Annotated in this window: 16 protein-coding genes; 5 read left to right on the forward strand and 11 right to left on the reverse strand. The window is 68.9% G+C overall.

What is annotated here, in order from left to right:
- Positions 1–11 precede the first annotated feature (11 nt).
- Positions 12–1319 carry an HlyC/CorC family transporter gene (locus ACU0DV_RS18750; protein WP_283980431.1) on the reverse strand — a complete coding sequence of 436 codons (1308 nt, stop codon included), beginning with the start codon at positions 1317–1319 and terminating at the stop codon, positions 12–14.
- Positions 1320–1412: 93 nt separating this feature from the next.
- Between ACU0DV_RS18750 and ACU0DV_RS18755 the strand changes: the two genes are divergently transcribed.
- Positions 1413–2045 (forward strand): alpha/beta family hydrolase, encoded by a 633-nt coding sequence (locus tag ACU0DV_RS18755; protein WP_446241484.1) that lies wholly within the window; start codon positions 1413–1415, stop codon positions 2043–2045.
- 22 nt (positions 2046–2067) lie between these two features.
- Here ACU0DV_RS18755 and ACU0DV_RS18760 read toward each other — a convergent pair whose 3' ends face one another.
- From ACU0DV_RS18760 to ACU0DV_RS18770, 3 genes are read right to left on the reverse strand one after another with little or no spacing between them, the layout of a single operon-like run.
- Positions 2068–3003: a site-specific tyrosine recombinase XerD gene (locus tag ACU0DV_RS18760; RefSeq protein ID WP_446241483.1), complete on the reverse strand. Its 936-nt coding sequence runs from the start codon at positions 3001–3003 to the stop codon at positions 2068–2070.
- Positions 3000–4505 (reverse strand): hypothetical protein, encoded by a 1506-nt coding sequence (locus tag ACU0DV_RS18765; protein WP_446241482.1) that lies wholly within the window; start codon positions 4503–4505, stop codon positions 3000–3002. Before ACU0DV_RS18765 ends, ACU0DV_RS18760 begins: the two co-directional genes overlap by 4 nt.
- Before the next feature lies 1 nt (position 4506).
- Positions 4507–4656: a hypothetical protein gene (locus ACU0DV_RS18770; protein ID WP_198521754.1), complete on the reverse strand. Its 150-nt coding sequence runs from the start codon at positions 4654–4656 to the stop codon at positions 4507–4509.
- A 94-nt stretch (positions 4657–4750) separates the two neighbouring features.
- Here ACU0DV_RS18770 and ACU0DV_RS18775 point away from each other — a divergent pair, with 94 nt between their 5' ends.
- Together ACU0DV_RS18775 and aroB are read left to right on the forward strand one after the other, a co-directional pair.
- Entirely contained in the window at positions 4751–5323 is a 573-nt protein-coding gene (locus tag ACU0DV_RS18775) for a shikimate kinase (protein WP_100930182.1), read from the forward strand.
- Entirely contained in the window at positions 5320–6432 is a 1113-nt protein-coding gene (gene aroB / locus ACU0DV_RS18780; protein WP_446241481.1) for a 3-dehydroquinate synthase, read from the forward strand. The genes ACU0DV_RS18775 and aroB overlap by 4 nt, the downstream gene beginning before the upstream one ends.
- Positions 6433–6442: 10 nt before the next feature.
- Here the strand turns inward: aroB and ACU0DV_RS18785 are convergent, their stop codons facing one another.
- Both ACU0DV_RS18785 and moaA read right to left on the reverse strand, forming a co-directional pair.
- Positions 6443–7507 (reverse strand): site-2 protease family protein, encoded by a 1065-nt coding sequence (locus ACU0DV_RS18785; protein ID WP_446241480.1) that lies wholly within the window; start codon positions 7505–7507, stop codon positions 6443–6445.
- A gap of 138 nt (positions 7508–7645) precedes the next feature.
- Positions 7646–8653, reverse strand: coding sequence for a GTP 3',8-cyclase MoaA (gene moaA, locus ACU0DV_RS18790; RefSeq protein WP_100930185.1), 1008 nt, complete (start codon positions 8651–8653; stop codon positions 7646–7648).
- A 108-nt stretch (positions 8654–8761) separates the two neighbouring features.
- Between moaA and ACU0DV_RS18795 the strand changes: the two genes are divergently transcribed.
- Complete coding sequence (locus ACU0DV_RS18795; protein ID WP_100930186.1) at positions 8762–9277, forward strand: hypothetical protein; 516 nt, start codon at positions 8762–8764, stop codon at positions 9275–9277.
- Between the two features lie 61 nt (positions 9278–9338).
- Here ACU0DV_RS18795 and ACU0DV_RS18800 read toward each other — a convergent pair whose 3' ends face one another.
- Genes ACU0DV_RS18800 through glmU form a run of 5 tightly spaced genes read right to left on the reverse strand, consistent with a single transcriptional unit; the run spans position 9339 to position 14265 of the window.
- On the reverse strand, positions 9339–10016 hold the full coding sequence (locus tag ACU0DV_RS18800) for a DNA alkylation repair protein (RefSeq protein WP_446241479.1): 678 nt from the start codon (positions 10014–10016) through the stop codon (positions 9339–9341).
- Entirely contained in the window at positions 10013–10498 is a 486-nt protein-coding gene (locus tag ACU0DV_RS18805; protein ID WP_446241478.1) for a DUF2569 domain-containing protein, read from the reverse strand. The genes ACU0DV_RS18800 and ACU0DV_RS18805 overlap by 4 nt, the downstream gene beginning before the upstream one ends.
- The gene (locus ACU0DV_RS18810; protein WP_446241477.1) at positions 10495–11067 is read right to left on the reverse strand and encodes a pyridoxamine 5'-phosphate oxidase family protein; all 573 of its coding nucleotides are present in this window, start codon (positions 11065–11067) and stop codon (positions 10495–10497) included. Before ACU0DV_RS18810 ends, ACU0DV_RS18805 begins: the two co-directional genes overlap by 4 nt.
- Positions 11068–11086: 19 nt before the next feature.
- Positions 11087–12904 carry a glutamine--fructose-6-phosphate transaminase (isomerizing) gene (gene glmS / locus ACU0DV_RS18815; RefSeq protein ID WP_283980422.1) on the reverse strand — a complete coding sequence of 606 codons (1818 nt, stop codon included), beginning with the start codon at positions 12902–12904 and terminating at the stop codon, positions 11087–11089.
- Positions 12905–12918: 14 nt separating this feature from the next.
- Positions 12919–14265, reverse strand: a complete 1347-nt coding sequence (gene glmU / locus ACU0DV_RS18820; protein ID WP_446241475.1) for a bifunctional UDP-N-acetylglucosamine diphosphorylase/glucosamine-1-phosphate N-acetyltransferase GlmU — start codon at positions 14263–14265, stop codon at positions 12919–12921.
- Between the two features lie 156 nt (positions 14266–14421).
- On the opposite strand from glmU, the gene ACU0DV_RS18825 reads away from it, so the two are divergent.
- Positions 14422–15087, forward strand: coding sequence for an HAD hydrolase-like protein (locus ACU0DV_RS18825; RefSeq protein WP_446241474.1), 666 nt, complete (start codon positions 14422–14424; stop codon positions 15085–15087).
- Positions 15088–15262: the final 175 nt, after the last annotated feature.

The raw sequence follows: 15262 nt of genomic DNA on the forward strand, positions 1-15262 counted from the left end.
CCCCGTGGCTGTCAGAGCGGCATGATCTTCAGCTTGGTGATGCGGTTGTTCTCGCGCGCGAGGACCTCGAACCGGAAACCGTGGAAGCTGAACACCTGGCCGACGGTCGGGATCACCTGCGACTCGTAGATCACCAGACCGGCAACGGTGTTGGCCTCGTCGTCGGGCAGGGTGAAGTCGGTGGCGCGGTTGAAGTCGCGGATCGTCATGTTGCCGTCGACGAGGAACTGGCCGTCGTCGGTGCGCAGGATCTGGTGGTCGGCCTGCGGGTCGTGTTCGTCCGCGATCTCGCCCACGATCTCCTCGAGGATGTCCTCGAGCGTGATCAGACCCTGAAGCGAGCCGTATTCGTCCACCACCAGCGCGAAGTGGGTCCGGCGGCGCAGGAACTGCCGCATCTGTTCGTCCAGCGCGGTGGTGTCCGGCACGAAGTAGGGCTTCATCATCACGTCGGTGATCTTGAAGCCTGCCAGCGCCTCGGCGATGTCCTTTTCGCCGGTGGTCAGCTTGTACATCGCGCGCAGCAGGTCCTTGGCGTGGATCATGCCGATGATGTTTTCCGGGTCGCCACGGAAGACGGGCAGGCGGGTGTGGCTCGATTCGAGGCACTGCTGCAGGATGTCCTGTGGCGGCGTGTCGGCGTCGATCATCTCGATGTTGGAGCGGTGGAGCATGATCTCTTCGACGGTGCGGTCGCCGAGGTCGAGCGCGCCGAGGATGCGGTCGCGGTCCTCCTTCTGCACCACGCCTTCGGAGTGGCCGAGGTGCAGGGCGCCGGCGATCTCCTCGCGGACGGCGAGGATCTGGCTGTCGGGATCGGTGCGCACGCCGAAGACGCGCAGCACGCCCCGGACCAGCAGGCGCACGGCGGAGACAACGGGCGAGAACAGCCGGATCACCACCGCGATGGGCGCGGCCACACGGGCGGCGGCGGTTTCGGGGTTGGTGATGGCGTAGGTCTTGGGCAGCACCTCGGCGAAGATCAGCACGAGCAGCGTCATGAAGAGCGTGGCCCAGGCGACGCCGCTGTCGCCGAAGAGGTTGGTGAAGAGCGCGGTCGCCAGCGAGGTGGCGAGGATGTTCACCAGGTTGTTGCCCAGAAGGACGGAGCCGATCAGTCGTTCGTTGTCCTCGGTGATCCGCAGCGCGCGTTCGGCGCCCGAAGATCCCCTGTCGGAAGCAGCGCGCAGTTTCCCGCGCGAGGCGGCGGTCAGCGCCGTCTCCGACCCGGAAAAGAAGGCGGACAGCATGATGAGGCCGAGGATCGCGCCGGAGGTGATCCAGAAGGCGGCGTCGAGGGTTCCGGTCTGCGGGTCCATGAGGGGTGTTCTCCTTGCTCTGGCCGGTTATGGGTGTGCTGGCGCGGCGGTTCAAGGGGCGCTGGCGGCCCGGGGCCGGAGAAGGAGCAAGACGTGACACGGTTTCTGTTCGATGGCGAGGCCGGGGCCCCGGTAACGGTGCTTCTGGCGCATGGCGCGGGGGCGGCGATGGACACGCCGTTCATGGCGGGACTGGCGACGGCGCTGGCGGGCTGCGGCCTGCGCGTGGCGCGGTTCGAGTTCGCCTACATGGCGGCGCGGCGCACGGGCGGGCCGAAGCGGCCGCCGCCGAAGGTCGAGGTGCTGAGCGCGGAATACGCGGCGGCGCTGGCGGATCTGCCGGGCGCGGGCCGGGTGGTCATCGGCGGCAAGTCGATGGGCGGGCGCGTGGCCTCGCTGATCGCCGACGAGGCGTTTGCGGCGGGGCGGATCGCGGGGCTGGCCTGTTTCGGCTACCCGTTCCACCCGCAGGGCAAGCCGGAGAAGCTGCGCACCGAACATCTGGCAGAGCTGCGGACGCCCGCGCTGATCTGCCAGGGCACCCGCGACCCCTTCGGCACGCAAGAAGAGGTGGCGGGCTACGCGCTGTCGGAGCGGATCGCGCTGCACTGGCTGGAGGACGGCGACCACGATTTCGCGCCGCGCAGGCGGGTCACCGGCCTGACGCAGGCGGATCACCTGAGTGCCGCCGCGCGCGCCTGTGCCGGGTGGGCCCGGGGGCTTTAGCGGTGCGCCTTGCCGGGGGCGGTCAGTCCTTCGCCATCGGATGGTGGTCCATCACGAGGTCGCGGAGGCGTTCCTCGAGAACATGGGTGTAGATCTCTGTCGTGGCGACGTCGGCGTGGCCCAGCAGGGTCTGGATCGCCCGCAGGTCCGCGCCGTTGGCCAAGAGGTGCGTGGCAAAGGCGTGGCGGAGCGTGTGGGGCGTCACCTCCGACGGGGGGACGCCCGCTTCGAGCGCGAATTCCTTGATCAGCATGTAGAAGGCATGGCGCGTCAGGTGCCCGGCCTTGCCGTGCGAGGGGAAGAGGAAGGGCGAGGGGACGGCGCCGGTGGCGATCTGCGCCTCCGACGCGGCGGCGTCGCGGGCGGAGAGCCATGTGGCCAGCGCCTCTCGCGCAGGGGGGGACAGGGGCACCATGCGTTCCTTGCCGCCCTTGCCGCGGATCAGCAGCATCCTCGGGTCGCCGCGCGCGGCGGAGACGGGGAGCGAGACCAGTTCGGTGACGCGCATGCCGGTGGCGTAGAGCACCTGCATCAGGCAGGCGTTGCGGGCGCGGTCGGCTTCGGTCCGGCCGTGGATGGCGGCGGCGTCGAGCAGCCGGTCCACCTGTTCGACGGAGAGCGTCTTGGGCAGGCGCTTCTCGCGGCCGGGGCCGGCGATCTGGACCGCGGGGTTGTCCTCGCGCAGGCCCTCCTCGAAGGCGAAGCGGTAGATCTGCTTGATCGCCGACAGGCGGCGGGCGCGGGTGGCACGCGAAAGGCCCAGCGTGTCGCAGTCGACGAGGTAGGATTCGACGTCCTTCTTCTGCGCGGTGGCGAAGTCGAGCGCGTGGTCGGTGAGCCAGTCGGCGACATGGGTGAGGTCGCGCTGGTAGGCGGCGAGCGTGTTGGCGGCTGCGCCGCGCTCTGCCGCCATGGCTTCGAGGAAGAGCGGCAGCCAGCGGGACGGGGCGAGCGTCATTGCAGGGCACGCTCCGCGTCGAGGATCATCAGTTCGAGGGCGGCCCGGCGGGCAGTGTCCTCGAGCCCGAGGGCGCGGAAGGTGGCGATGGCGTCGGTCAGGTCCTGGCCATTGCCCTCCGCGCCGGAGGCGAAGAGCGCCATGGCCCGCAGGATGACCTCGCCCAGACGGCCGCTGTCGAGCTGGGTGGCCAGCACCTGCGGCATGGCCGCGCCCTCGGTGAAGCCGGCGGCCACGGCTTCGGCATGGGGCAGGGACGGGAGTTCGTCCGGGGCGATGCCGCGGGCGATGTCGGTGAGGAAGCGCGCCTCGCGCCCGTCGTCGTCTTCGAGGGTGAGGGACAGGTCCTCGTACCCGGCGGTGAGGAAGCGGGCGCGGCGGGCCATCTGCTGCGCGCGGCCGTTCACGTCCACCTCGGCGATGTCCTCGGCGTAGAGGTCGGCGAAGGGAGAGAGCATCCGCGCATGGGCCATCTGCGGCCAGACCTGCACCAGCGCGCGGGCCACGCCTTCGGGGACGCCGCGTTCCAGCGCCGCCTCGAAATCCTGAAGCGCCTTCACCCGGTCCCAGATCCCGCCGGAGGCGGCGGGCCGCCGCAGCGTGTAGATCCCCAGAAGCCGGTTCGGCGGCAGGCTGCCCGCGCGGGCCAGCCGTTCGGCGGCCTCGATCTGGGTGCGCCAGCCGTTGTCGCCCGACAGGTCGAGCACCGCGAAGGGCAGGGGCAGCGGCGCCGTCGGCAGCGGTTCGCCCAGGGCCTCGAACAGGCGGAATTCCAGCGGCGAGGGGCGGACCGGCGGCAGGAGCGCGCGCCCGTCGCCCGCCTCCGGATCGAGGAAGCGGGTCAGCAGTTCGGCCCGGCGTCCGCTGATGTCGCCCAGCGTGCGGGCGCTTTGCAGGATCAGCGCGGCGCGTTCCCAGTCGCCCTTGCGCGCGGTGCAGAACACCCGGAGCGACAGGTCCGACGAGAGCCTCGGCTGCACTTCGAGCTTGTCGCAGACGGGTTCGGATTGCCCCAGCAACAGCGAGAGGTCGACCCAATGGGCAAAGAGCCGCGGGTCATCGACCCCGGTGATATCGAGAAGGGCCAGCGCCTCCTCGACCGCGCCCTGAGAGGTCAGCCAGTTGAGCCGCCCGTCGAGGAAGGCCAGCCGCGCGTCGCCCGCGGGCGGTTCCGCCTCGGTGAGGATCAGCGTGCGCATCAGCCGCTGCATGGCGGGGACGGGCAGTTCCACCGCGGCGATCAGCACGGCGAGGTTCGCCGGGTCCGACGCCTTCCACAGGGTCACCGGCAGCCCGGTCGTGGCGGGCGATAAAAGGCCCGCGGCGCTCGGGTCCGCCTCTGACAGGGGCGATGTTTCCACCGAGGGCGGCAGCGCGCCCTGTGCCACGGGTTCGGTCTGGGCCACGGCGCCCGCTGCCAGGGCTATTCCCATGGCAAGCACGGCGGTCCCGCCGAGGGCCGCCCGCCGAATCCTGTTCGGGTTCATCGGCCCTCTGCCCATGTCATTCCTCTTCCAGTTCGACCGGCACCCGGATTTCCGCCTGTGGCGGGCTGAAGTCCGCACCGAAATACGGCCCGACATAGGCGTACGCCGTCAAAGCGATCACCCCCAGTACGAGCAGATAGAAAAGCCACTTTATCAGTCGGCCCATATGGGCACCCCCTGCCTCACCTTTTTTCGCGTTTATACCTAGCCTTTTTGTCCCGTTCACGTCATTCACGCAACAGGCAAGACATGGGCAAGGAATGGCCGAAGGCACCTTTCACAAGGGTTTGATCCTGCACAAGACCGTTGTTTTCGTCGGCATGATGGGCGCCGGCAAGACCGCTGTGGGACGGACCCTCGCGGCGCGGCTTGGCGTGAAATTCCGCGACTCGGACCACGAGATCGAGGTCGCGGCGCAGATGAACATAGCAGAGATATTTGCCCGCGACGGCGAGGATTTCTTTCGTCGCAAGGAAAGCCAGATCATCGGGCGGCTGCTGGACGGTGCGCCCGGCGTGCTGTCGACCGGCGGCGGCGCCTTCATGTCGGAGGCCAACCGCAAGATGATCTCGGCGCGGGGCGTGTCCGTCTGGCTGAACGCCGACCTGGAGCTGTTGTGGGACCGGGTGCGCCAGAAGGACACCCGGCCGCTTCTGAAGACCGAAGATCCCAAGGGCACGCTGCGCGGGCTGTATGACCGGCGGGTGCCGATCTATGCGCTGGCCGACCTGGCCGTGCGCTCGGAGCCCGGCATGTCGCTTGAGAAGATGGCGGCGCGCGTGGCGGATGCCCTGCTGGCAGAGCGCCCGGATGTACTGGAGGAACGCCCATGACCGAAACCGTAAGCGTGCCGCTGCCGGGGCGGGCCTATGACGTGCGCATCGGCGAAGGTTTGCTGGCGCGGGCCGGCGCAGAGATCGCGCCGCTGCTGAGACGGCCGCGCGTGGCCATCGTGACCGACGAAACCGTGGCCGCGGCGCATCTTTCGGCGCTGGAAACGGCGCTGTCGGCCGAGGGAATCGCCAGCGTCGCGCTGACCCTGCCGCCGGGCGAGGCGACGAAGAGCTGGCCGCAGTTCACCCGCACCGTGGAATGGTTGCTGGAACAGAAGGTTGAGCGGCGCGACATCGTGATCGCGCTTGGCGGGGGCGTCATCGGCGACCTCGTGGGCTTTGCCGCCGCGGTGCTGCGGCGGGGCGTGCGCTTTGTGCAGATACCGACCTCGCTTCTGGCGCAGGTGGACAGTTCTGTGGGCGGCAAGACCGGCATCAACGCGCCGCAGGGCAAGAACCTGATCGGCGCGTTCCACCAGCCGTCGCTGGTGCTGGCGGACATCGGCGTGCTGGACACGCTGACCCCGCGCGACTTCCGCGCCGGGATGGGCGAAGTGGTGAAATACGGGCTTCTCGGCGACGCCGCGTTCTTTGGCTGGCTGGAAGAGAACGCCGCCGCGCTGATCGGGGGCGACCGCGCGGCGCGGCAGCACGCGGTCAAACGCTCGGTCGAGATGAAGGCGGAGATCGTGTTGCGCGACGAGACGGAGCAGGGCGACCGCGCGCTGCTGAATCTCGGGCACACCTTCTGCCATGCGTTCGAATCGGCGACGGGCTATTCCGACCGGCTGCTGCACGGCGAGGGGGTGGCGATCGGCTGCGCGCTGGCGTTCGAGCTGTCCGCCCGGCTTGGCCTTTGTGCGCAGGAGGACCCGAGCCGGGCCCGCGCGCTGCTGGCGGAGGCGGGCATGAAGCGCGACCTGCGCGACATTCCCGGCGACCTGCCGGATGCGGATGCGCTGCTGGACCTCATGGGCCAGGACAAGAAGGTGGTGGACGGGCGTTTGAACTTTATTCTCGCGCGCGGCATTGGCGCGGCGTTCGTCACCTCGGACGTGCCGCGCGATGCGGTGGCGGGGCTTCTGCAGGAGCAGCTTGCGGCGCGGTGAGCGTCCCGGCTCAGCGCGGTCGGCGCAGCACCATCAGTTCGCCCACGTTCTCGGACGTGACGTAGCCCAGCACCCGGCCATGCCGGTCGACGGCGGCCACGGCGGGCGCGGTCTGCAGGGCGTCCAGAACCTGCACCAGCGGCGCGGCCAGCCCCAGTTGCGGGATCTCGGAGGTCATGACCTCGGCCACGGGGCGGTTGGTGCTGCCCTCGGCCATGGCGGTGAAGAGCGCCTGCCGGGTCAGGAAGCCGAGGAGCGTGCCGTTGTCGTCCAGCACGGGGAATTCGTGCTGGGTGGTGCGGATCAGGGTCTGGCCCGCCATGCCCAGCGTGTCGCCGGGGCGAAGCCGTTCGAACTGGGTGATCATCGCGTCGCGCATGTAGAGGCCGCGGGCGATGTCGCGGGAAGAGACGTCCTGCGCCTCGCTCTCGGCGGCGAAGATCACGAAGGCGGCGATCAGCAGCAGGATCAGGTTGCCGGAGGTCAGGCCCCAGACCGCCAGCAGCAGCGCGAAGACCTGGCCTGCGCGGGCGGCGATGCGGGTGGCGCGCACCCGGTCGGTGCCAAGCGCCAGCGCCGCGCGCAGCACGCGGCCGCCGTCCATCGGGAAGGCGGGGATCATGTTGAACAGCGCGAGCGCCAGGTTCACCGCGGCAATGCGCCCGGCGAGGTTGCCGGTGGCGGTGGGGTCCGAGAGCGCGTCGACGCTGGTGTCGGCGCCGAGCGCGATCAGCACCGCCCAGATCACCACGTTCACAGCCGGGCCCGCCAGCGCCACGGCGATCTCCTGCGCGGGACGTTCGGGCATCCGGTCGAGCCGGGCCAGACCGCCGATGGGCAGGAGGGTGATGTCGGGGGTGCGGATGCCGAAGCGGCGCGCCATCAGCGCGTGGCCGTATTCATGCGCCACCACGCAGGCGAAGAGCAGGACGACGAAACTCAGGCTGTCGAGCGCCGCCGCCGTGCCGCCGCTGCTGTAGGCCGACAGGCCGATCCAGCCCAGGAGCAGGAAGAACGTGGCATGCACCCTGAGTTCGGAGCCGAGCAGTCGGCCGACGGGAAAGGACCAGGACATGGGCGCTCCGTTGTTGTGACGGTCCACACATAACCCGTGACGCGGGGGATTGCAGGGGGTTTGCCCGCGACATTCACGCAAGGCTGCCTTGCCCTGCGCGAACAGGGTTGCAGACCGGAGACGCACCGAGTGCCGGGATCAGCCGCCGGTGTGGCTCATGTGGCGGGAGACGCGCCCGTCGACGGTCTGGCGGGAATAGTCGAAATCGTGGCCCTTGGGCTTCAGCCGGATGGCGTCGCGGATCGCGGCCTCAAGGGGCGCGTCGCTCTCGGGATGGTTGCGGAGGGCGGCGCGCAGGTCGGCGTTGTCCTCCTGACCGAGACACATGAACAGCTCGCCCGTGCAGGTCAGGCGCACGCGGTTGCAGCTTTCGCAGAAATTGTGGGAGAGCGGCGTGATGAAGCCGATCTTCTGGCCGGTTTCCTCCAGCCGCACGTAGCGGGCCGGGCCGCCGGTGCTTTCGGGCAGGTCGGTCAGGGTGTACTGCTCCGCCAGCCGGGCGCGGAGGTCGGTCAGCTTCCAGTACTGGTCCAGACGGTCCTCGTTGCCGATATCGCCCATGGGCATGACCTCGATCCAGGTCAGGTCCATGTCGCGCTCGGCGCACCATTCGGTGATCCGGAAGAGCTCGTCCTCGTTGAAGCCCTTGAGCGCCACGGCGTTGATCTTGACCCGGAGGCCCGCGGCCTGCGCGGCGTCGATGCCCTTCAGCACCTGCGGCAGGCGGCCCCAGCGGGTGATCTCGGCAAACTTGGTCTCGTCCAGCGTGTCGAGCGAGACGTTCACCCGGCGCATCCCGGCATCGTAGAGGTCCTGCGCGAACCGACCGAGCTGGGAGCCGTTGGTGGTCAGCGTCAGCTCCTTCAGCGCGCCGGCCTCGAGGTGCCGGGTCATGCCGCGGAAGAAGGTCAGGATGTCACGGCGCACCAGCGGTTCGCCCCCGGTGATGCGCAGCTTTTCCACGCCCAGCCGGATGAAGGTCGAACACATGCGGTCCAGTTCCTCCAGCGTCAGCAGTTCCTTCTTGGGCAGGAAGGTCATATTTTCCGACATGCAGTACACGCAGCGAAAATCGCAGCGGTCGGTGACGGAAACCCGAAGATAGGAAATCGGGCGCTGGAATGGATCGATCAGAGGTGTCGTCATGGTCCTGAACCTAGGCCTCGGCGAGAATATGAGCAAGGGCGCGCGCATGATTGTGTACCAAAGGCCAAGGCGTGTAAGACAGGATGCGGGCAGAAAAGGACTTTCCCAATGATGAATCGCGTGGCGATGGCAGGCGCACTGGCGCTTGGACTGGCGGGGTGCGGCGACGGAGCAGGCCTGTTCCAGCCGAAGACCCCGCAGAAATCCGCAACGGCAGAGGCGACCTCGGGCGGGTCGCGGCCGCAGGCACGTGGCGATGCGGCGGTGACCGCCGCGCCGAAGCCCCCGGCGAACGCCCGCACCGCGGCGCAGTTCGACACCACCTCGGCCGAGGAAAAGCAGGCGGCGGCAACCAAGCCGGCAGACCCGGGCGGCGAGAAGCTTCTGGGCGATACCGTGGCCTCGCTTGGCGATCCGTCGCGGCCGGGGTTCTGGCTGGAAACGCCGCTGGTCTCGACGGCGCAGAAGGGCCGGGTGGAATACAAGGGCAAGAGCTCTCAGGTCGACCTGATCCCGATCGACGGGCCGTCCTCGGCGGGCAGCCGGCTGTCGCTTCCGGCGATGCAGCTGATCGGCGCGCCGCTGACCGACCTGCCGACGATCCAGGTCTACGCCGGGGGCTGATCCGGCCTTTTCCCATGGCTGTGCCCGCCGTGTGACGCGGCGGGCGGCCAGTTGCGGGCAGTCAGAGGTACTTCGACGCCTCGCGCACGGCGAAGGGTTTCATGGCAACGGAATGCGTTTCGAGGAAGGCCCGGACCCTGTCGGCGTCGTGTTTGGACAAGTCGCGCAGCCACCACCCCACCGCCTTCTGGATGAACCACGCGCCGTCCTGCGTGTAACCGGCGGCCCAGCCCAGCACGCGTTCGCGCGCGGCGATCTCTTCCGGTTTCGGGATGCTCAGGCGGGCCAGCGGCAGGGCGGCGACCAGCGCCGCGCGCTTTGTCCAGAGGTGGTCGGAAGTGGTCCAGCCTTCGAGCGTGTCCAGCCGCGTCAGGTCGGCCATGACCCGGCGCGACAGCGCGGAACAAGCGTGGTCAGCGATGGCCCAGCCGTCGAACTCCGGCACCCATGTCAGCATCAGGTCCCAGGCCGCCGTGTCCGAGGGGCGCATCCGTGCCTGCGTCATGAGCTTGGCGGCGGCGATGCGGGCCTCGAACACGCCGGACTGCCAGAGCCCGTCGGCAAGTGCGGTGCGCTCGGGCAGGGAGAGGTCCTGCCGCCAGTCCTTTACCAGGTCGTTGATCGCCGGGTTGGGCGTGCCGAGGCAGGGGCGGTCGGTCTTGTGATAGGCGGCCATGCCGGGCGCGCGCTCCGGATCGGACTGGGCGCGCAGGGCGGAAAGGGCGTCTTCGGGGGTCATGCGATGAAGGTCCTTCGCGCGCGGTCCGAGAGGAAGAGGTAAGGCGTCCATATCAGCAGGCTGATGGCGAGGCTGGCGAAGGTCTGCACCGTTGCACCGTCGAACAGCGGAAGCTCCGGCAGCAGGTGGCGCACCGCCGCGATGTCCACGAGGTTCGCGGTCAGCGCCATCAGGTTGACGCCGAGGTAGAGCCGCGGGAAGGCCCATTTGCGCCTGAAGAACGAGGCCGCCAGCAGGAGCGTCGCCAGAAGCATCATGACCTGGAAGGCGAGTTCGCCCACCAGCACCACCGGCCAGAGCGGGTCGTAGTCGGGGGAGGTGGTGTCGGACATGATGTCGAACGCGCCGGAGGCGAAGACGTCCCGCCAGAGCGTGGTGAGGTTCAGAAGGACAAGGAAGGGCGCGAGGACGATGCCCACCCCGAGAAGCACGAGCCAGCCGCCGATCGTCAGGGGGGCGGCGCGGGCCGGGGCATCGGTCATTCGGAGGCGAGGGGGGCTGTGTCCGCGGGCGCGGCCGTCCCGGTGGGGAAGCCGTCGATGGTGGTCGCGTTCTTCTCGGCCCAGTAGGCGCGCACGCCGTCGCGGCCCTTGCGGTCGGCCCAGTCGTGCAGCACGTCGCGTTCGCCCGCGTAGTCGAAGAAGGGCACCGCGTAGCCGCATGAGGTCTGGGCCATGTCCACCGCCATGTCGAAGACCTGCCGCGCGCCGGTTTCCTCGGGGAAGAGGCCGTTGAGCTCGGACCAGTCTGCGTCGCCTTCCTGCACGGTGCGGGCGGTGCCGTAGGCGCGCAGGATCATCGGCTGCTTTTCGAACCCGCACCACATGAGCGTCATGCGGTTGACCCGCTTCAGGTGGCCCGCGGTCTCGTTGCCCGACCCGGTCAGGTTGCGCCAGAGGATGCGGTTTGGCCCCATGATGCGCAGCGAATCCATCCCCTTGGGTGAGAGGTTCACACGGCCCGTTTCCGCTGCCGTGGCTACGAAGACGATGTGCTGCGCGGCGATGAAGCGGCGGATCGGGTCGGTCAGGTGGTCGAATTGCTTGGCCATGGCGGCGGTCCTTCCGGGGTCACTCCACCGTCACAGATTTCGCCAGATTGCGCGGCTGGTCAACGTCCGTGCCCTTCGCAATGGCGGTGTGGTAGGCCAGAAGCTGCGCCGGCAGGGCGTAGAGGATGGGTGTCAGGATCTCCGGCACCTCGGGCATCTGGATGACCTTCCACACGTCGTTGCCCGCAATGGCCGCGCCCGCGCTGTCGGTCACCAGAAGGACCTGGCCGCCGCGCGCCATGACCTCCTGCATGTTGGAGACGGTCTTTTCGAACAGGCTGTCCTTCGGCGCCAGAACCACCACCGGCACGTTCTTGTCGATCAGCGCGATGGGGCCGTGCTTCAGTTCGCCCGACGCATAAGCCTCGGCGTGTATATAGCTGATTTCCTTCAGTTTCAGCGCGCCTTCATGGGCGAGCGGATACATCAGGCCACGGCCGAGGAACAGGATGTCGCGCGCTTCCGCCAGGCGGCGGGCGGCCTGGGCTATGACCTCGTCCCGGCCGAGGGCGGCGTTGAAGGTGCCGGGCAGCGCGCGCAGTGCGGTCAGGATGTCGTCGCGCCGCTCGGGCGTCAGCCGCCCGCGATCCTCCGCCGCCTTCAGCGCCAGCAGCAGCAGCACCGTCAGCTGGCAGGTGAAGGCCTTGGTGGAGGCGACGCCGATCTCGATCCCGGCATGGATCGGCAGGGCCAGGTCGCTTTCCCGCGCGATGGAGCTTTCGGGCACGTTGACCACCGACCAGATGGCCGAGGCCTTGTCCCGGCAATAGCGCAGCGCGGCCAGCGTGTCGGCAGTCTCGCCCGACTGGGAGATGAAGAGCGCCGCGGTCTTCGGCGGGATCGGCGGCTCGCGGTAGCGGAATTCGGAGGCGATATCGACGTCCACCGGCAGGCCCGCGATCTGCTCGAACCAGTATTTCGCGGTGAAACCCGCAAGGTAGGCGGTGCCGCAGGCAGAGATGGTCAGCCGGTCGATGGCGGTGAAGTCGATGCCCGGATCGGGCAGGGCGACGCCGCTTTCGGTCAGGTAGGCGGACAGGCAGGCGGACAGGACCGAGGGCTGCTCGGCGATTTCCTTTGCCATGAAGTGCTTGTAGCCGCCCTTGTCGACGCGGGCGGCGTCCATGTTGATGGTGCGCGCCTCGCGGTTGACGCGGCGGCCCATGCGGTCGCGGATCTCGATCGTCTCGCGGGTCAGGATGGCGCGGTCGCCTTCCTCGAGATAGGTGATGCGGTTGGTCAGCGGGGCGAGCGCGATGGCATCGGACCCCACGTAGTTCTCGCCCTCGCCATGACCCACGGCCAGCGGGCTGCCCTTGCGCGCGGCGACCATCAGGTCTTCCTCGCCGTCGAACAGGAAGGCCAGCGCAAAGGCGCCCTCCAGCTCGTCGACGGTGGCCAGGGCGGCGTCGACCGGCGACTTGCCCTGCGTCATGTGGAGCTGCGTCAGCATGGCGACGGTTTCGGTGTCGGTCTCCGTCTCGGGCATCAGGCCCGCTTCGGACAGCTTCTCGCGCAGTTCCTTGTAGTTCTCGATGATGCCGTTGTGCACCACCGCCACCGGGCCGCACTTGTGCGGGTGGGCGTTCAGCTCCGAGGGGGCGCCGTGGGTGGCCCAGCGGGTGTGACCGATGCCCGACTTGCCGCGCAGCGGGTCGTGCACCAGCGCGTCCGACAGGTTGATCAGCTTGCCCACGGCGCGGCGGCGGTCGAGATGCCCGCCGTTCACCGTGGCGATGCCCGCGCTGTCGTAGCCGCGGTATTCGAGACGCTTCAGCGCCTCGACGAGGATGGGCGCGACCTCATGGGTCCCGAGAACGCCGACGATTCCGCACATGGCAGGTGTCCTTCTCAGTTCCGCTGCTTGGCCTTGCGGGCCTTCAGCATGTTGAACATCTTGGTGGCGAAGCCGTCCTTGATCGTCATCTCGGCCCGTTCGATGGCCATGGCGCCCGCGGGCACGTCCTTCGTGATGGTGGAGCCGGAGGCGGTCATCGCCCCGTCGCCCACCGTCACCGGGGCCACCAGCATGGTGTCGGAGCCGATGAAGGCGTTCTTTCCAATTACCGTGCGGTGCTTGAAGACGCCGTCGTAGTTACAGGTGATGGTGCCCGCGCCGATGTTGGTCTTCTCGCCGATCTCGGCGTCGCCGATGTAGGTCAGGTGGTTGGCCTTCACGCCCTCGTGCAGCACGGCGTTCTTCACCTCGACGAAGTTGCCGACGTGCACGTCCTCTGCCAGTTCGGCACCGGGCCGCAGGCGGGCATAGGGGCCGACGACCGCGCCGCGCGACACATGCGCGCCCTCGAGGTGGCTGAAGGCGCGGATGCGGGCGCCGGTCTCTACCGTGACGCCGGGGCCGAAGACGACGTTCTGCTCGACCTCCGCATCGCGGCCGATCACCGTGTCCCATGCGAAGAAGACGGTTTCCGGCGCGGCCAGCGTCACGCCGTCCTCCATCGCCTGCGCGCGCATGTAGGCCTGGAAGGCGGCCTCTGCCTGCGCGAGATCGGCGCGGGAGTTGACGCCCAGCGTCTCTGCCTCCGGGCAGCGGACGACGGTGGCGGTCAGGCCGCGCGCCCGGGCGAGGCCCACGATGTCGGTCAGGTAAAATTCGCCGGAGGCATTGTCGTTGCCCACCTCGGCGATCAGCGAGGCCAGGGTGGCCCGGTCGGCGGCCACGACACCGGAATTGCACAGCGTGATGGCGCGCTCGTCCTCGGTGGCGTCCTTGTACTCGACGATCTTCAGGAGGTCGTCGCCGTCGGTCACCAGCCGTCCGTAGCGGGCGGGATCTGTGGCCTCGAAGCCCAGCACCACCACGTCATGCGTGCGCCGCGCCTCCGTCATGGCGTGCAGCGTCTCTTCGGAGATGAAGGGCGTGTCGCCATATAGCACGATCACGTCGCCGTCGAAGACCTCGAGCAGGGGCAGCGCCTGTCCGACCGCATGGGCGGTGCCCAGCTGTTCGGTCTGCAGGACGATGTGGGCGTCGGGGTCGTAGTCCTTGGCCGCCGCCTCCACCGCGTTGGCGCCGTGACCGGCCACGACGATGGTGTGGTCGGGGGCCAGGCGGTACCCGGCGCGCATGGCGTGCCAGAGCATGGGCGCCTGGGCGATGCGGTGCAGGACCTTCGGCAGGTCGGACTCCATCCGGGTGCCTTTCCCGGCGGCGAGGACGATCAGGGCTAGGGGCATGGGGCTCGATCTGGTTTGTTCTTCTCTGCCCGCCGTTTTATAGGCTTCACGGGCCATGACAAGCCGGGGCAGGGTCACGCTTGGTTGCGGGATGTGACACCGGCCGCCGATCCCGGCGGGCCACCACGGACAAACAACGGACAAGAGGGCAGGACCATGACGCGCTGTGTGATCTTCGATCTGGACGGAACGCTTGCGGACACCAGCGCCGACCTCGTCGCCGCCGCCAACGCCTGTTTCGAGCGGATGGGCCTCGACCAGCGGCTCGACCCGGTGGCCGACGCGGGTGTGGCGCTGAGGGGCGGCAAGCGGATGCTGACCGTCGGGCTGGAGCGCGCCGGGCAGTATTCCGTGGACGCGGTGGAGCGTTGGTACCAGCCGCTGCTGGAGGCCTATGCGGCCGCGCTCGACACCCACACGACGCTCTACCCGGGCGTGGTGGACCAGATCGAGGGGCTGCGCCGCGACGGCTACGCGGTGGGCATCTGCACCAACAAGCCCGCCGCCATGGCCGAGAAACTGATGACATCGCTGGGCGTGCGCGACCTCTTCGGCTCGCTCGTCGGTGCCGACACGCTGCCCACCCGCAAACCCGACGTGGCGCCCTACTGGGCGGCGGTCGACCGCTGCGGCGGGCTGCGCGGAACCTCGGTCCTGGTGGGCGACAGCGACACCGACCGCAAGACGGCGAAGGCCGCCGGCGTGCCCTGCATCCTCGTCACCTTCGCTCCCGAAGGCGAAGCGGTCCGCGACCTCAACCCCGAAGGGCTGATCGCGCATTTCGACGAACTCCCGGCAGAGGTCCGCCGCCTGATCGGCTGACCGCCCCCTTCATCTTGGCCGAAATACCTCGGAGGGGGCCCGGGGGAGGCAGCGCCTCCCCCGCGGATCGCCTGCCGCAGGGCAGGCGAAACCCATTGACCCCGCGGCGCGGCTCGGCGCAGATGACGCCATGACAGAACGCTTCACCGGCTCATTCACCCAGCAGGAACCGATC

It is taken from the genome of Sagittula sp. (genome assembly GCF_052825245.1).